Genomic DNA, 16,044 nt, shown 5'->3' with positions numbered 1-16,044 from the left:
TACCGTGACCGCCGCTCTGTGGAACTCCGAGAGCGCCTGGGCCTCTCTTACCGGCCGATCGTCAGCCGTTGCCCGTACGGACGGCCTGACCGGACTCGCCGGCGAGGCGGGCGAAGGGCGTGTTGCCGGCGGTGTCGCCGATCGGCGGGAACGTCGGGGGCGGGATGGTCGGCGGGCCGCCCGTGGGCGGGCCACCGGGGGGATTGCCGGGCGGGTGCGGAACCCTCGGCGCCCCCCGGCTGAGGTGAATGACGACCGTCGTGCCCGGTTCGACGCGGGCGCCGCCGCCCGGGCTCTGGCTCGCCACGGTGCCCCGCGAGTACCCTGAGGACACGCTGGACCCCGTCACCACGCCGAAGCCGGCCGCCGCCAGCCTCGACCGCGCCGCCGAGGCGCTCAGGCCGACCACGCTCGGCACCGAGACGAGGTCCTCGCCCGAACCCTCCCGGTAGTACTCGCTCGGCGGGCTGTGGAAGTCGTGCGCCGGCACGCCCCTCAGCGCGCCCAGCATCGTCTCCCGCCAGATCGGCGCCGGGATGTCCGAGCCGAACACCTCGCCGTAGCAGCGCCCGGCCAGGCACACGTTGCGCAGCGGGTGGGCGTAGCCTCCGCGCGGGTCGCCGACCCAGACGGCGCTCGCCAGGTCCGGCGTGTAGCCGGCGAACCAGGCCGAGGAGTAGTCGTCGACCGTGCCGGTCTTGCCGGCCGCCGGGCGGCCGATGCCCATGCCGGCCGCGGTGCCCTGCGTGAGCACGCCGCGCAGCACGTGGTTGACGCCGTCGGCGACGCCCTTGCGGATGGCCTGGCGGCACTTGGCGCTGGGGACCTTGAGCTCGCGGCCGTTCGCATTGGTGATCTTGGACAGCACGATCGGCTCGCAGTAGCGGCCGCGGGCGGCGAACGCCGCGTACGCCGCCGCGAGCCGTAGCGGCGAGACCGTGTTGGCGCCGAGGGTGAAGGAGGCGACCTGTTCGAGCGGCTTGCCGTCGGCGCGGCGCATGCCGAGGCGTTCGGCCATCTTCACCGTGTCGCAGAGCCCGACCTGCTTCTCCAGGTTGAGGAAGAAGGTGTTGACCGAGTTCCACGTGCCGGTGACCAGGCTGAACGACCGGCCGCCCTCGCCGTCGGCGGCGTTGCTCAGCGACGTGCTCGACCCGGCGTACTTGCCGTCGCAGGCGCGCAGGCCGGTGGGCGCGTAGTGCTCGGGCGCGTACAGGCGGTGGCCGAAGGCCATGCCCTGGTCGAGGGCGGCGGCGAGCGTGAACACCTTGAACGTCGAACCCGCCTGCATGCCCAGGCTCGTGCCGTGGTCGCCGTCGGCGGCGAAGTTGACCCAGGTCTTGCCGACCTTCTCCGACGGGCCGAGCGCGCGGTCGACGGCCATCGCCTTGACCGCGCCGGTGCCGGGCTGGACCAGGACCTCGGCGGATGCCTTGTGGCTGGAGTTCTTCTGCGGCACGTAGTGGTCCACCGCGCGCTGGGCGGCCCGCTGCATCTTCGAGTCCAGAGTGGTGCGGATGGTCAGGCCGCCGCGCTGCAGGAGCAGCTTCCGCGCGTCGGCGGTCGACCCGAAGATCGGATTGGTGAGGATCTCCCGCTGGACGTAGTCGCAGAAGAAGGGCGCCGAGCTCTCCACGCAGCCGTTCGGCGTGGAGGTGACGTGGAGGTCCAGCGGCGCGCTCTCGGCGTCCGAGGCGTCCGCCTTGCTCACCCAGTGGAGCTGGGCCATCCGCGCCAGCACCGTGTCGCGGCGCTCGACGGCCGTCTTGGGGTACACCGTCGGGTCGTAGGCGAAGGGATAGCGCACCACGCCGGCCAGCAGAGCCGCCTGCGGCAGCGTGAGCGTCGCGGCGGACCGGCCGAAGTAGTGCCGCGCGGCGGCTTCGACGCCGTACGCGCCGTCGCCGAAGTAGGCGATGTTGAGGTACCGCTCCAGGATCTGGTCCTTGGTGTAGCGCTTCTCCATCGCGACCGCCATGCGCAGCTCGCGCACCTTGCGGGCCGGAGTGGTGGCGACGGCCGAGTCGCGCTCCTCACTGTTGGACGCCGTCTCCAGCAGCAGGTTCTTGACGTACTGCTGGGTGATGCCCGAGCCGCCCTGGGTGACCTGACCGGCCGCGATGTTGCTCGCCAGGGCGCGGACGGTGCCCTTGACGTCGAGGCCGCCGTGCTCGTAGAAGCGGTTGTCCTCGATCGCGACGATCGCCTTGCGCATGACGGGGGCGACCTTGTTCAGCGGTACGTCGACCCGGTTCTCGTAGTAGAAGGTGGCGATCTTGGAACCGTCGGAGGCGAGGATTACGGATCGCTGCGGCACCGGCGGCGTGCTGAGGTCGGCGGGCACCGACTGGAACCAGTTCGCGCCGTCGCGGGCGCTCACCCCGAGCATGCCGAGGGTGGAGAACGCGATCAGGGCCGCCAGCACACCGGCGACCACCCCCGTGCCTGCGAGGCGGCAGACGATGCGGAGGGTTCGATGTTGCGGGGCCACCCCTGACGACACCCGGACAGAGTACGTCGAAAGTAGTCTTCGTGGATCTCGCGGACCTAACAAAAATTCCCACTAAAGGCGGTCCGCCACCTCAAAGCACGCTTAACTGCGCTTTTGTCGCGCTGTCCCTTAATGGAATTACGGTCGCCAGGCCTGGAGGAGCCAGTCGAGGAACGGCGACCCATCGGCCGGTTCGTCGCCGTGTCCCGGTTCGTCGCCGTGTCCCGGCTTGTCGCCGGCCTTGGCATCTCCCTTCTCCTTGTCCTTCTTGTCCTTGTCCTCCTCTTCCTCGCCGCTCCCCTTGCGGAAGAAGCCGCCGCTGGGCGCGCTGAACGCGTGCTCGGGCACACCCTGCAACGCCTCGGTCATCGTGTCGCGCCAGATGGGCGCCGGGACGTCCGCGCCGTACACCTGCGCGAAGCAGCCCTCGCCGAGGCAGACGTCACGCAGCGGGTGCTTGTAGCCGCCGCGCGGGTCCCCCACCCAGACGGCGCTCGCCATGTCGGGCGTGTACCCGGCGAACCAGGCGGAGGAGAAGTTGTCCACCGTGCCGGTCTTGCCCGCCGCCGGACGGCCGATCTCGTTGCCCTTGGCCGTGCCCTTGGTCAGCACTCCGCCGAGCACATGGTTGACCGCGTCGGCGACGTCACTGTCGACCGCCTGGTGGCAGCCGGCGCTCGGAACCCTCACCGGCCCCTTCGGCGAACTGATGCTCGTGATGGCGATCGGCGAGCAGTACCGGCCGCGCGCGCCGAACGCCGCGTACGCCGCCGCCAGCCGTACCGGCGAGACGGTGTTGAAGCCGAGCGTGAAGGACGGGTACTGCTCGAGCTTGCCGCCGGTGGCCTTGCGCATGCCGAGCCGGGTGGCCATCTTGTACGTCTCGCACAGGCCGACCTTGCGTTCGAGTTCGAGGAAGAACGTGTTCACCGAGTGCCAGGTGCCGGTGACCAGCGTGAAGTCATGGCCGCCCTCGCCGTCGCCGGCGTTGCCGAGCGCGGTCGAGTCGCCGACACGGTTACCGGCGCAGTCGTGGAAGCCGGTCGGCACGAACTCCTTGGGCGCGAACAGCTTGTCGCCGAACGCCATGTCCTGGCGAAGCGCCTCGGCCAACGTGAACACCTTGAACGTCGAACCCGCCTGCATGCCGAGGCTGGAGCCGTGGTCGGAGTCGGCCGCGAGGTTCACCCACATCATGCCGCGCTTGCTGCTGTCACCGAGCTTGCGGTCGATCGCCATCGCGGTGATCTCCCCCGTGCCCGGCCGGACGAGGACCTCGGCGGCGGCCTTGCCGGAGGAGTTCTTCGGCGGCACGTGCCGGTTCACCGCGTGCTGGGCGGCCTTCTGCATCTTGGGTTCGAGCGTGGTGTGGATCTCCAGCCCGCCGCGTTGCAGCAGCGCCCGCCGCTGCCGCAGGCTCTTGCCGAAGACCGGGTTGCCCAGGATCTCCCTCTGCACGTAGTCGCAGAAGAACGGCGCCGAACTGGTCACGCAGCCGTTCGGCGTTTTGGTGATTTTGAGTTTGACCGGCTGGACGCGGGCGGCCGCGGCGTCCGCCGGCGTGATCACCTTGAGCTGGAGCATGCGGTTCAGCACGAGGTCGCGTCGTTGCCGGCCGCGCTTGGGGTGCAGGTGGGGGTTGTAGGTCGTCGGCGAGCGCACGATCCCGGCGAGCATCGCGGCTTGGGCGAGCGTGAGGTCCGCGGCGTGCACGCCGAAGTAGTGCCGGGCCGCCGCCTCGACCCCGTACGCGCCGTCGCCGAAGTAGGCGATGTTGAGGTACTTCTCCAGGATCTGGTCCTTGGTGAACCTCTTCTCCAGCCCCACCGCGTAGCGGAGTTCGCGCAGCTTGCGGCCGGCGGTCGGCTCCAGCGCGCTCCGGCGTTCCTGCGCGTTGTCGGCCATCTCCGCGAGGGCGTTCTTGATGTACTGCTGGCTGAGCGTCGACCCGCCCTGGATGACCTCACCGGCCTGCAGGTTGGTGATCACCGCGCGCACGGTGCCCTTGACGTCGAGCGCGCCGTGCTCGTAGAAGCGGCTGTCCTCGATCGCCACGATCGCCTTGCGCATGATCGGGGCGACCTGGGCGAACGGCACCTCGACGCGGTTCTCGTAGTAGAAGGTGGCGAGTTTGCTGCCGTCGGCCGCGAGGATCACCGAGCTCTGCGGCAGCGCCGGAGTCACCAGGTCGGCGGGCAGCTTCTGGAACCCACGGTCGGCCGCGCGCACGCTCAGCCCGCCCATCAGCGCGTACGGGAGCAGCAGCGCCGCGGTCAGCATGCCCGCGATGAAGCCGACGGTCGCCAGATCGCGGAGCCTGGCGAGCGTATCTCCCGTTTTCGCCCCCACAATCCGCGGTCATCCCCACACGCGCGGTAACCGGAAACCTTGGGCGGCGTTTCGTCGGTTACCGGCGCTCTGAGCGCCTCCTGGCGTTCCGCGCCGATATGGTGCCCGGATGGCCCACAAGGATCACCGGGTGACCCTGCGCCCGCTCACCGCTGGCGACGAGCACGAGTTCCTCGCCCTGGTGGCCGCGAGCGCGGAGCTGCACCGGCCGTGGATGTCGCTGCCCGACACTCCCCCGAAGTTCCGCGCCTACGTCACGCGCTACGAGGGGCCGGACGAGGAGTCGCACCTCGTCTGCCGGCGTGACACCGGGGCCATCGTGGGCCTGATCAACATCAACAGCATCATCCGCGGGCGTTTCCAGTCCGCCTCCCTCGGCTACGCGGCGTTCGCCTCGTCGGCCGGCCGGGGATACATGTCCGAAGGGCTCGACCTGGTGGTTCGGCACGCCTTCGAGCAGCTGCAGCTGCACCGGCTGGAGGCCCAGATCCAGTCGGAGAACCACGCCTCCATCCGGCTGGTCCGCCGGGCCGGATTCCGCAACGAGGGCTGCTCACCGGACCTACTGTTCATCGACGGGGCCTGGCGGGACCACGAACGCTGGGCCATCACCAACGCGATGGCCGGCATCGTCCCCGCCGAGCCGCACCCGACGCTGCCCGAGCGCTGACGCCTACTCGCGTCCGGCCAAGCTGTGCGCGACCAGGGCGTTGGCGTGCCCGTGCCCGAGGCCGTGCTCGGTCTTGAGCCAGTTGACGAGCTCCATGTGCCTGGTCAGCGGCGAACCCTCGATCAGCGCCAGCCATTCGGTGACGGGACGGCCGTACTTCTTCTCGATCGACGGAAAATAGCTGGCAGGACCCTTCACAGGATCAGTCATGGGGGCCATCATGCCAGCCGCCACCGACAGACCCGAGCGCACCTCCGGATGACGCCCCTGCGGCTCAGGACTCGCCGGAGTCCTCCCAGTCGCGGACGCGGTCGTGGAAGCGCCTCGCGGCGGCGCGAAGCTCGGCCTCCGGGTCGCGGCCCTCCTCGCGCAACCGGTTGACCAGGGCGAACAACTCCGCGCCGGTCCCCTCGTCGGAGAACAGCTCCGCCGGGGCACCCGCCTTGGCTGCGCGTCGCTGCAGCTTGGCCGCGAGCGACAGCGCGGGCTGGCCCATCGGCACGCCGTGGAAGATCGACGCGTCCTCTCCGCGCTCGGCCGACTTGATCTTGTCCCAGTTGGCGTTGACCTCGTCGGCGTCGGCGACCGTGACCTCGCCGAACACGTGCGGATGGCGGCGGACCAGCTTGGCCACGATGCCCTCGGACACGTCGTCGACGGTGAAGTCGTCGGACACCTCCGCGTGGAAGGCGACCTGCATGAGCACGTCGCCGAGCTCCTCGCGGAGGGCCTCCAGGTCGCCGCTCTCGATCGTGTCGACGACCTCGTACGCCTCTTCGAGCAGGTACGGCGCGAGGGAGGCGTGCGTCTGCTCGCGGTCCCACGGGCACTCGCGGCGCAGCGTCTCCATCACCGTGACCAGGTCGAGGAAGCGTGCGCCCGGCAGGTCGTACGCGCCGTGCACGACCTCCACCTCGGGCGGGTCGTCCATGCCGATGAGGGCCGTGCCGACCGCGCGCATCAGGGCCTCGTCGCCGTCTTCGGCGGCCAGCCACACGACCGTGCCGTCCGACGCGGCGCGCACGAGGGCCGCCGCGTCCGGGTCGGTCACCTCGACCTCGATCCCGGCGGCGGCGATGTACGGCAGCTGTGGGTGCTCGGCCGAGCCGGTCAGGACCCGGCCGGCCGTGCGCAGCGCCTGCCAGGCCGGCCAGGTCAGCTGCCCCGGCGCGACGCGGGGCGAGGACGCGAGGAAGGTCAGAGTTGGCACTTGATCTCACCGGCGGCATCGGGAGTGCCGGAGTCGGGGGTGGACAGATGGGGGCAGACCGGGCCGAGCGAGATCGTCTGGTCGTCGAACTCGCCGAAGCGCGGGTTCACCGTGATGCCGACGTGCCGCTTGGCGTTCGCGTAGTCGCCCGCGAGCCGCTGCAGCACCTGCTGCCCCTGCTGCTGGTCGACGGGCTGGTCGGGGTTGACCCCGTACCGCTGGAGCATCGTCCGCTGGATCAGCACGCTCCGCGCGTAGTCCTCGTCGTAGGAGGTCGGCAGGCCCTGCGCCACGACGTACGCGTCGAGGCTCTGCTGGCCGCCCTGGGACGCGATGAAGGCGTCCACCTGGCCCGGCGCGGTGGACACGTGCTGTTCGCGGGCGACCTCGTCCCACAGGCGGATCTGGATCACCTTGTACAGCACGCTGCGCTGCGGCGAGGACGGGTCGTACGGGCCCTGCTGCTGCCCTGCCTGCTGACCCGCCTGCTGCCGCTGGGCCTCCTTCGCCGCGGCGACGATCTGGCCCGCCTGGGGGTAGTGCGGCAGCTCCTTGGCCCACTGGTTCGCGGCGGAGTCGACCTTGGAGACGGAGATGCGGTCATGGCCGACGATGGCGGCGGCGCCCGGCTGCACGGGGCCGCACGCGGCCAGGGCGGTACCGGCGGCCAGTGCGCAGACGGCGGTCTTCAGCGACTTACGGAACACGCGTGTCCTTCTCGTTTCGTGGCTCTCGGGGAACCATCTCACTGCGCCACCGGCTCGGGGAGGAACAGCGCCTCGACGAGGTCGGTGGCCCATTTCAGCAGCTCCTGGTCGCGCAGCGGGCGGCCGCCCAGCGGAGCCGTCTTGGGCGTCGGCACCAGCAGCGTATTGGTCGCGGCCTTGAGGATGCTCTTGGGGTACAGGCGTTGCAGCCGGACCCGGCGCGAGTCGGGCAGCTGCACGGGTGAGAACCGGATGTGGTTGCCCTGCAGGGTGACGTCCGTCAGCCCGGCCCGGCGCGCGAGGGCACGGAACCGCGCGACCTCCAGGAGGTTCAGCACCGGCACCGGCAGCGGGCCGAAACGGTCGGCGAGCTCCTCGCGCACGGGTTCGAGCTCCGAACCGTCCTGGACGCCCGCGATGCGGCGGTACGCCTCCAGCCGCAGCCGCTCCCCCGGGACGTACTCGTGCGGGATGTGCGCGTCGACCGGCAGCTCGACCTTGACCTCGGGTGTCTCGGCCGGACCGTCCTCGCGCAGCTCGCGCACGGCCTCGCCGACCATCCGGACGTACAGGTCGAAACCGACGCCGGCGATGTGGCCGGACTGCTCGGCGCCGAGGACGTTGCCGGAGCCTCGGATCTCCAGGTCCTTCATGGCCACGAACATGCCCGCGCCCATCTCGGTGTGCTGGGCGATCGTGGCCAGCCGCTCGTGCGCGGTCTCGGTGAGCGGCGCCTCGGGCGGGTACAGGAAGTAGGCGTACGCGCGCTCGCGCCCGCGCCCGACCCGGCCGCGCAGCTGGTGGAGCTGCGACAGGCCGTACATGTCGGCCCGGTCGACGATCAGCGTGTTGGCGTTCGGGATGTCCAGCCCGCTCTCCACGATCGTCGTGGCGACCAGGACGTCGTACTCCTTCTCCCAGAAGTCGACCATGATCTTCTCGAGCTGGTGCTCGTTCATCTGGCCGTGCGCGACGCCGACCCGGGCCTCGGGCACCAGTTCGGCCAGGTGCTTGGCCACCTTGTCGATCGAGCGCACGCGGTTGTGGACGAAGAAGACCTGGCCCTCGCGGAGCAGCTCACGGCGGATCGCGGCGGCGATCTGCTTGTCGTCGTACGGGCCGACGAACGTCAGCACCGGATGCCGCTCCTCGGGCGGGGTGAGGATCGTCGACATCTCGCGGATACCGGACAGGCCCATCTCCAGGCTGCGCGGGATCGGCGTGGCCGACATGGCCAGGACGTCGACCTGGGTGCGCATCTCCTTGAGGCGTTCTTTGTGCTCGACGCCGAACCGCTGCTCCTCGTCGATGATGACCAGGCCCAGCTCCTTGAACCGGGTCTCGGGCGACAGCAGCCGGTGCGTGCCGATGACCAGGTCGACGCTGCCGTCGGCGAGACCGCGCAGTGTCTCGGCGACCTCGCCGGCGGTCTGGAACCGGCTGATCGGCTTGATGGTGACCGGGAACGCCGCGAACCGCTCGGCGAACGTCGACAGGTGCTGCTGCACCAGCAGCGTCGTGGGCACCAGGACCGCGACCTGCCGGCCGTCCTGGACCGCCTTGAACGCCGCGCGCACCGCGATCTCGGTCTTGCCGTAGCCGACGTCGCCGCAGATCAGCCGGTCCATCGGCACCGGCTTCTCCATGTCGGACTTGACCTCGTCGATCGCACCGAGCTGGTCGGGCGTCTCGACGTACGGGAAGGCGTCCTCCAGCTCCCGCTGCCACGGCGTGTCGGGCGCGAACGCGTGCCCCGGCGAGGCCTGCCGGGCGGAGTAGAGCCGGATCAGCTCGCCCGCGATCTGGCGCACCGCCTTGCGGGCGCGGCCCTTCTGCTTCTGCCACTCCGCGCCGCCGAGCCGGTGCAGGCTGGGCGCCTCGCCGCCGACGTAGCGGGTGACCTCCTCCAGCTGGTCGGTCGGCACGAACAGCCGGTCGCCCTTGGCGTACTCGATGATGAGGTACTCGCGGGTGGCGCCCTGGACCGTACGGCTCGCCATCTCGACGTAGCGGCCGACGCCGTGCTGCTCGTGCACGATGTAGTCGCCGGGAGTGAGCCGCAGCGGGTCGATGCCGCCGCGGCGGCGCGACGGCATGCGCCGCATGTCCTTGGTGGAGGACTTCTGCCCGGACAGGTCGGTCTCGGTGAGGACCGCGAGGCGCACCGCGTCCCAGACGAAGCCATGGTCGAGGCGCCCGCAGGCGACGTTCACGAGCGCGGGCTCCGGCGGGCCGTCCAGGTCGGCGACCTTGGCGCCGAGGCCCTCCTCGCGGACCACCTCGGCGAGGCGCTCGGCCGGGCCGTGCCCCTCGGTGACGAGCACGACGCGCCAGCCGTCGTGGATCCAGCCCTTCACGTCGGCCATGACGCGCTGGGTGTCGCCGCGGTAGAAGTCGGCGGCGCGCGCGCCGACGCGCAGCGCGTCGCCGTCGGGCTCGCCGCTCACCTCGGTGACCTCGGTCAGCTCCCCGGTGGCGTCGGAGTACTCCCGCCGCGTCGTCGACGTGTCATTTCCGACCCCCCCTTCGGCTCCCACCCCCGCCGCGCTCGCGAACGGGGTGATGGTGCGCCACGGCAGGCCGAGCCCGGAGGCGTGGTCGCGCACCTCTTCGAGCGTGCGGTAGGCCGCCTCGCCGAGGTCGATCGGCGCCTCGCCGCCCGCGGCGGCGTTGACCCAGGACGCCTCGAGGAACTCCTGGCCGGTGCTGACCAGCTCCGCGGCCCGCGTCCGGATGCGCTCGGGGTCGCAGACGACCACCCAGGAGCCGTCGGGCAGCACGTCGAGCAGCAGCTCCATGTGGTCGGCGAGCACGGGCGCGAACGCCTCCATGCCCTCGACCGCCGAGCCGTCGGCGATCTGGTCGAGGACCTCGGCCAGCGCCGGGTGCTCGCTCGCCAGGTCCTTGGCGCGCTCGCGCACGGACTCCGTCAGCGGCAGTTCGCGGCAGGGCGGCGCCCACAGGCCGTCCTGCGCCACCTCCAGCGAGCGCTGGTCGGCCGCCTTGAAGTAGCGGATCTCCTCGACCTGGTCGCCCCAGAACTCCACGCGCAGCGGGTGCTCCTCGGTGGGCGGGAAGACGTCGAGGATGCCACCGCGCACGGCGATCTCACCGCGCTTCTCCACCAGGTCGACCCGGTTGTAGCCGCCGTCGGCCAGCCGCCGGACGACGTCGTCGAGCTCCACCTCGTCCTGGGCGCGCAGGCGTACGGGCTCCAGGTCGCCGAGGCCGGACACGATGGGCTGCAGCACGGCGCGGACCGGGGCGACCACGACGCGCAGCGGACCCGCCGCGGGGTCGTCCGGGTCGCCGTGCGCCAGGCGCCGTAGCACGGCGAGACGCTGGCCGACCGTGTCCGAGCGCGGCGACAGCCGCTCGTGCGGCAGCGTCTCCCAGGCCGGGAACGCCGCGACGTCGGCGGGATCGAGCAGGCTCGTCAGCGCGGCGGTGAGGTCCTCGGCCTCGCGTTCGGTGGCGGTGACCATCAGGACGGTACGACCGGGTTCGCGGGCGAACGCGGCACCGAGAAGCGGCCTTAGCGCGGGCGGCGCGACGAGGTCGAGCCGCGGGTCGCCACCGGAGACCGCCGCCACGAGGGCGGGGTCGGCCGAGGCGACGTCGAGCAGTCCGGAAAGGGTCATGAGCTCACAGAGGCGGGCAGCGGGAAACACCCGAAGGCAGTGGCACCCCCAGGGGTTCCCAGCCTACGCGCACCCGGTTACCACAGGGGCGCCTCCCCATGAGGAGCGGTAAGACGAAACGCACCACACGGACAAAGTCGATTGCGAGCACGATGCGGATGCGGGCGACTACTCTCCGGAGTTGTGACCGACCTGCGAACACCGCCGATTCACGACGGTGGCCTGTTCCCAGCACGCGTCCGGGAGTACGCCCTCGAGAGGCCCATGCAGCGGCTCGCGATCCTCGACGCCGGCTGCGGGTGGGCGCGCGAGATCGAGCTGGCCGCCCATGAGTGCGTCATCACCGGCGTGGACGACGACCAGCCGCCGCTGCGCGCGCACACGGAGTCGCGGCGCGACCTCGACAGCTGGCAGCTGGGCGACCTGCGCACCGTCCCGATGCCGCCGCGCGTGTACGACGTGGTCCGCGCCTCGCACCTGATCGAGCGGATCGCGCACGCGGAACTCGTGCTCGACCGCTTCGTCGCCGCGCTGAAACCGGGCGGGATGATGGTCGTGCGGTTCCGTGACCGCGCCGGCGCCTTCGGCTACCTCGACCGTCGGCTGCCGCACTGGCTGCGGCAGCTGCTGTGGCACCACGAGCAGCCGCCGCCGGCCGTGTACGACCGGGTCGCCTCGCTGGAGGGCATGCGCTGGTACTGCATGATGCGCGGGCTGGTCATTGCCGAGGAGATCACCTCGCGCGACACCGTGACCGGCTTCGGACGCGTGATGGGCATCGCGTTCCGTGTCGTGGCGCTGCTCGGCCGCGGCCGGGTGACCTCGGCCTACAGTGAGGTCACCATGGTGATCCGCAAGCCGGAAAACCGCTTCGCCCGCATCATCTGAGGTGTCCTGTGCAGCGCGTACAGTGCAATGGTCAGGGGTCTAGACACGATCGGAGTCCGCGTTGACCACCGAAACCGGCGAGCTGCGCGATCTGCCGACTCTCACGCCGGGCCCGGCCGAGCTGGCCGACCTCGAGCTCCTGCTGAACGGCGCGTTCCAGCCGCTCACCGGATTCCTGGGCGCGGTCGACGCCGCGACCGTCGCGGCGGCCGGGCGGCTGTCCGACGGCACGCCCTGGCCGGTGCCGGTGACGCTCGCCGTCCCCGAGGACCTGGTGAAGGAAGAACGCCTGATCCTGACCGATCCCGAAGGCGTGCCGCTCGCGGTGCTGACCGCGGCCGAGGCGTGGAAGGAACCCGCGCCCGCGCCGGACGCCCTGGCCGACGCCGACCCGCTGCGCGAGCCGGCCCCCTCGGGATGGCGGATGGCCGGACCGGTCACGCCGCTGCGCACACCCGAGCACGGCCCGTTCCGCGGGCTCCGCGTACCGCCGGACGAGGTGCGCCTGGAGCTGGCGGGCGCCCCGGCCCTCGCCGTCGCGACGCGCACGCCGCTGCACCGGCGTCAGCTCGGACAGTTGCGCCAGCTCGCCGAGAAGCTCGGCGCGCGGGTCCTCGTCCTGCCGCTCCTGGGCGAGGGCGGCCACGACGCGCTCGTGCGCGCGGTGCTGAGCGTGCGCCGCGACCTGCCGGGCGACGCGCTGGTCGTGCCCGTGCCGCTGGCCGAACGCCACGGACGCGAGCTGCTGCTCACCGCGCACGTCGCCGCCGCGTACGGCGCGACGCATCTGTTCGCGCCGTCGTTCACCGCGGCCGACGAGGAGGCGGCTCCGCTGACGCTCGCCGCTCCGGAGCCGTGGGCGTTCGACGAGAGCCTCGACGTGTGGCGGCCGACCGCCAAGATCGAGCCTGACGACGTGCGCGACGAGCCGACCGACGAGGAGTTGGCCGACCTGCTCGACCGCGGCGAGGAGATCCCCGAGTGGTTCACCACGCCCGCGGTGGCCGAGGAGCTGCGGCGCGCCCACCCGCCGCGGCACCGGCGGGGCGTGACGGTGTTCTTCACGGGCCTGTCCGGCTCGGGCAAGTCGACGCTCGCGCGCGGCCTGTCCGACATGCTGGTCGAGCGCGGCGGCCGTACGGTGACGCTGCTGGACGGCGACGTCGTCCGCCGGCTGCTGTCGGCCGGCCTGACGTTCTCCCGCGAGGACCGCGACCTCAACATCCGCCGCATCGGGTACGTCGCGGCCGAGATCACCCGCCATGGCGGGGTGGCCGTCTGCGCCCCGATCGCCCCGTACGCCGCCACCCGCGCGGAGGTGCGCCGCATGGTGGAGGCGGCCGGCGACTTCGTCCTCGTCCACGTGTCCACGCCGCTGGCCGAGTGCGAGCGCCGTGACCGCAAGGGCCTGTACGCCAAGGCGCGGGCCGGCGTCATCCCGGAGTTCACCGGCATCTCCGACCCGTACGAAGCGCCGGAGGACGCGGACCTGACGATCGACACGTCCGGCCTGTCCCCGCACGACGCCGTGACGCGGGTCTTCGACCACCTCGTCGCCGGAGACTGGGTCCGCACCGGCTGAGCCGAAAAGCCGGGCCGACAGGTCCGTTTACCACCACTCTGGTGGTCATTGTCCGCCGGAAGGTACGCTGGGGCGAGTTGCCTAGTTTGCCGGTAGGACATACAGATGCACTTCGACTTCACGATGGCGGCGGGGGCGCTCCTCGTGTCGGTCATCGTCGGCCTGACCGGCATGGGCGGCGGCGCCCTGATGACGCCGATGCTCACCGTGCTCTTCGGCGTTCCACCGCTCACCGCCGTCTCCAGCGACCTCGTCGCCGCGGCGATCATGAAGCCGGTGGGCAGCCTCGTGCACCTGCGTCACGGCACCGTCAACCTCCGCCTCGTCGGCTGGCTCTGCGCGGGCTCGGTGCCCTCCGCCTTCTGCGGCGTGCTCATCGCCCGCGCCCTCGGCGACGGCAGCGGGGTGCAGGACGTGATCGGCAAGGCGATGGGCGTGGCCCTCCTCATGGCCGCCGCCGGCCTGGCCATCCGCGGGTACCTCGCGATGAAGGACCGGGCCTCCCGCCGCCCCGACCGCCGTACGGCCGCTCCCGGCTCACCGGCCTCCGAGCCCCCGCCCGTCATCGCCGTACGGCCGGTCCCCACAGTGATCGTCGGGATCGTCGGCGGCCTGAGCGTGGGCATGACCTCGGTCGGCTCCGGATCGCTCATCATCGTGACGCTGCTCGCGCTCTATCCCACCCTGAAGGCCAACCACCTCGTCGGCACGGACCTGCTGCAGGCGGTGCCGCTGGTGTGGGCCGCCGCGCTCGGGCACATCTTCTTCGGGGACTTCCACCTCGCGGTCACCGTCGCGTTGCTGGCCGGGTCGATCCCCGGTGTGATCATCGGCTCGCTGATCTCCGCACGCGCGCCGGGCGGGCTGATCCGGCGCGTCCTGGCGTTCGTGCTGCTGGCGTCGGCACTGAAGATGTTCGGCATCGGCAACGCGGCGATGTTGTGGATTCTCCTCGCCGTGCTGGTCGGCGTGGTGGCCCTGTGGATGCTGCTGCGGGCCGCCCACGGCCTGCGCCCGATCGCGATCTTCGACCGCCAGCGCGGCTGATTTCAGGCGGCTGATTCGGAAGGGAATGCGGCCTGGCGCCGCCTATTTCCCGTACTTCCGGGCAAGCGCGGCGATCAACGGCAACAATGATGTCTCGATCAACACCGAGCCACGGATCCCCGCCAGAGGCCTGTGATAGACAAGCTCGGTTCACGGGTGAAGAAAATTGGGAGCAAAACCATGCGCCGACGCGTGCTCAGTGTGGCGATAGCCACCGCAGCCGCCACCGCAGGGGCCGCCGTTCCCGCGGCCCAGGCCGATATCGCGCAAAGCGCGGTTGTGTCGCAGAACCCGGTCAACACGACGCCGAACGTCACCGACGGCACGGTTCGCGCCATCGCCGTCGTGGGTTCGAAGGTCGTCGTCGCCGGTAACTTCGACCACGTCAAGAACGCCGGGTCGAGCACGAGCATCTCGCGGCACAACATCTTCGCCTTCGACGCCAAGACCGGAAAGGTCGACACGAAGTTCGTGCCGAAGGTCGACGGCACCGTGTACGCCCTGCAGGCGGGCACGTCGAACACCGTGTACGTCGGCGGCTCGTTCACCAACACCAACGGCGTCGGGCTCGGCTCGCTGACCAAGCTCAGCGTCACCACCGGCAAGGCCGTCTCCGGCTTCAACCCGCGCGTCGGCCACGGGCTCATCTTCACGATGATCCGGCGCGGCAGCCACGTCTACATCGGCGGTGAGTTCACCACCATCGCCGGCAAGACCCACGCGCCCCTGGCCCGGGTGGACGCCACGACCGGCAAGGACGCCGGTCTCAACCTGTCCGTCACGACGCCGCGCTCGGGCGCGCTGAAGGTCTACCGGATGGCGGTCGACCCGGCCGACAAGCACCTCGTCATCGACGGCACCTTCACCCAGGTCGCCGGCAAGCGGCGCTACCAGATCGCGATGATCGACACCTCGGGCACGCCGGCGCTGTCCTCCTGGGCGACCGAGCGGTACGCCACGCCGTGCAGCTCGTCGTTCGACACCTACATGCGCGGCATCGACTTCGCCCCCGACGGCTCCTACTTCGTGGTCGTCACGACCGGCGCGCCCCACGGCACCAGCCAGCTGTGCGACTCGGCGGCCCGCTGGGAGACGAGCAAGACCGGCGCGGGCCAGAACCCGACCTGGGTGAACTGGACCGGCGGCGACACGCTCCTGTCCGTCTCGGTGACCGGCAAGGCGATCTACGTCGGCGGCCACCAGCGCTGGATGGACAACCCGCAGGGTCACGACAGCGCCGGCCCCGGCGCCGTGTCCCGCCCGGGCATCGCGGCGCTGAACCCGAGCGGCGGCAAGGCCCTGTCCTGGAACCCGACCCGCACCCGCGGCCACGGCGTCGAGGCCCTCGTCGCCACCTCCAGCGGCCTGTACGTCGGCAGCGACACCGACGAGCTGGGCCACGAGTACCACGGCCGCATCGGGGAGTTCCCGCTGTCGTAACCGCTCTTTGCGCGACACC

11 protein-coding genes are annotated in these 16,044 nt (G+C 71.2%); 5 read left to right on the top strand and 6 right to left on the bottom strand.

The window, feature by feature from the left end; genetic code table 11:
- Positions 1–61: 61 nt before the first annotated feature.
- Together ACQEV1_RS12140 and ACQEV1_RS12135 are read right to left on the bottom strand one after the other, a co-directional pair.
- Complete coding sequence (locus tag ACQEV1_RS12140) at positions 62–2,503, bottom strand: transglycosylase domain-containing protein (RefSeq protein ID WP_433393754.1); 2,442 nt, start codon at positions 2,501–2,503, stop codon at positions 62–64.
- Positions 2,504–2,629: 126 nt separating this feature from the next.
- Positions 2,630–4,840, bottom strand: coding sequence for a transglycosylase domain-containing protein (locus tag ACQEV1_RS12135; RefSeq protein ID WP_285618702.1), 2,211 nt, complete (start codon positions 4,838–4,840; stop codon positions 2,630–2,632).
- Positions 4,841–4,949: 109 nt separating this feature from the next.
- Here ACQEV1_RS12135 and ACQEV1_RS12130 point away from each other — a divergent pair, with 109 nt between their 5' ends.
- Entirely contained in the window at positions 4,950–5,510 is a 561-nt protein-coding gene (locus ACQEV1_RS12130) for a GNAT family N-acetyltransferase (RefSeq protein ID WP_433393751.1), read from the top strand.
- Between the two features lie 3 nt (positions 5,511–5,513).
- On the opposite strand, the gene ACQEV1_RS12125 is transcribed toward ACQEV1_RS12130, so the two are convergent.
- From ACQEV1_RS12125 to mfd, 4 genes are all read right to left on the bottom strand, one after another.
- Complete coding sequence (locus ACQEV1_RS12125; protein WP_285618706.1) at positions 5,514–5,720, bottom strand: DUF4287 domain-containing protein; 207 nt, start codon at positions 5,718–5,720, stop codon at positions 5,514–5,516.
- Between the two features lie 64 nt (positions 5,721–5,784).
- Positions 5,785–6,720: a MazG family protein gene (locus tag ACQEV1_RS12120; RefSeq protein WP_433393749.1), complete on the bottom strand. Its 936-nt coding sequence runs from the start codon at positions 6,718–6,720 to the stop codon at positions 5,785–5,787.
- On the bottom strand, positions 6,708–7,427 hold the full coding sequence (locus ACQEV1_RS12115) for a hypothetical protein (RefSeq protein WP_285618709.1): 720 nt from the start codon (positions 7,425–7,427) through the stop codon (positions 6,708–6,710). Before ACQEV1_RS12115 ends, ACQEV1_RS12120 begins: the two co-directional genes overlap by 13 nt.
- A gap of 38 nt (positions 7,428–7,465) precedes the next feature.
- Entirely contained in the window at positions 7,466–11,068 is a 3,603-nt protein-coding gene (gene mfd / locus ACQEV1_RS12110) for a transcription-repair coupling factor (RefSeq protein ID WP_433393747.1), read from the bottom strand.
- A gap of 183 nt (positions 11,069–11,251) precedes the next feature.
- Between mfd and ACQEV1_RS12105 the strand changes: the two genes are divergently transcribed.
- The 4 genes from ACQEV1_RS12105 (at position 11,252) to ACQEV1_RS12090 (ending at position 16,025) form a co-directional block, all read left to right on the top strand.
- Positions 11,252–11,956 (top strand): class I SAM-dependent methyltransferase, encoded by a 705-nt coding sequence (locus ACQEV1_RS12105; RefSeq protein WP_285618713.1) that lies wholly within the window; start codon positions 11,252–11,254, stop codon positions 11,954–11,956.
- 61 nt (positions 11,957–12,017) lie between these two features.
- On the top strand, positions 12,018–13,538 hold the full coding sequence (cysC, locus tag ACQEV1_RS12100; protein WP_285618714.1) for an adenylyl-sulfate kinase: 1,521 nt from the start codon (positions 12,018–12,020) through the stop codon (positions 13,536–13,538).
- Positions 13,539–13,643: 105 nt separating this feature from the next.
- Positions 13,644–14,585, top strand: a complete 942-nt coding sequence (locus ACQEV1_RS12095; protein ID WP_433393744.1) for a sulfite exporter TauE/SafE family protein — start codon at positions 13,644–13,646, stop codon at positions 14,583–14,585.
- Positions 14,586–14,864: 279 nt separating this feature from the next.
- Entirely contained in the window at positions 14,865–16,025 is a 1,161-nt protein-coding gene (locus tag ACQEV1_RS12090; protein WP_285618716.1) for a hypothetical protein, read from the top strand.
- Positions 16,026–16,044: the final 19 nt, after the last annotated feature.

Origin of the sequence: Actinoallomurus sp. CA-142502 (genome assembly GCF_050936355.1) — a bacterium.
Lineage (GTDB): Bacteria > Actinomycetota > Actinomycetes > Streptosporangiales > Streptosporangiaceae > Actinoallomurus > Actinoallomurus iriomotensis.
Note: the sequence above shows the minus strand (reverse complement) of the source record. Positions and strands in the feature narration are given on the sequence as shown.

Excerpts from the sequence above, each read along its gene's own strand:
- ACQEV1_RS12125 (WP_285618706.1), bottom strand. The coding sequence starts at position 5,720 with ATGACTGATCCTGTGAAGGGTCCTGCCAGCTATTTTCCGTCGATCGAG.
- ACQEV1_RS12095 (WP_433393744.1), top strand. The coding sequence starts at position 13,644 with ATGCACTTCGACTTCACGATGGCGGCGGGGGCGCTCCTCGTGTCGGTC.
- mfd (WP_433393747.1), bottom strand. The coding sequence starts at position 11,068 with ATGACCCTTTCCGGACTGCTCGACGTCGCCTCGGCCGACCCCGCCCTC.
- ACQEV1_RS12130 (WP_433393751.1), top strand. The coding sequence starts at position 4,950 with ATGGCCCACAAGGATCACCGGGTGACCCTGCGCCCGCTCACCGCTGGC.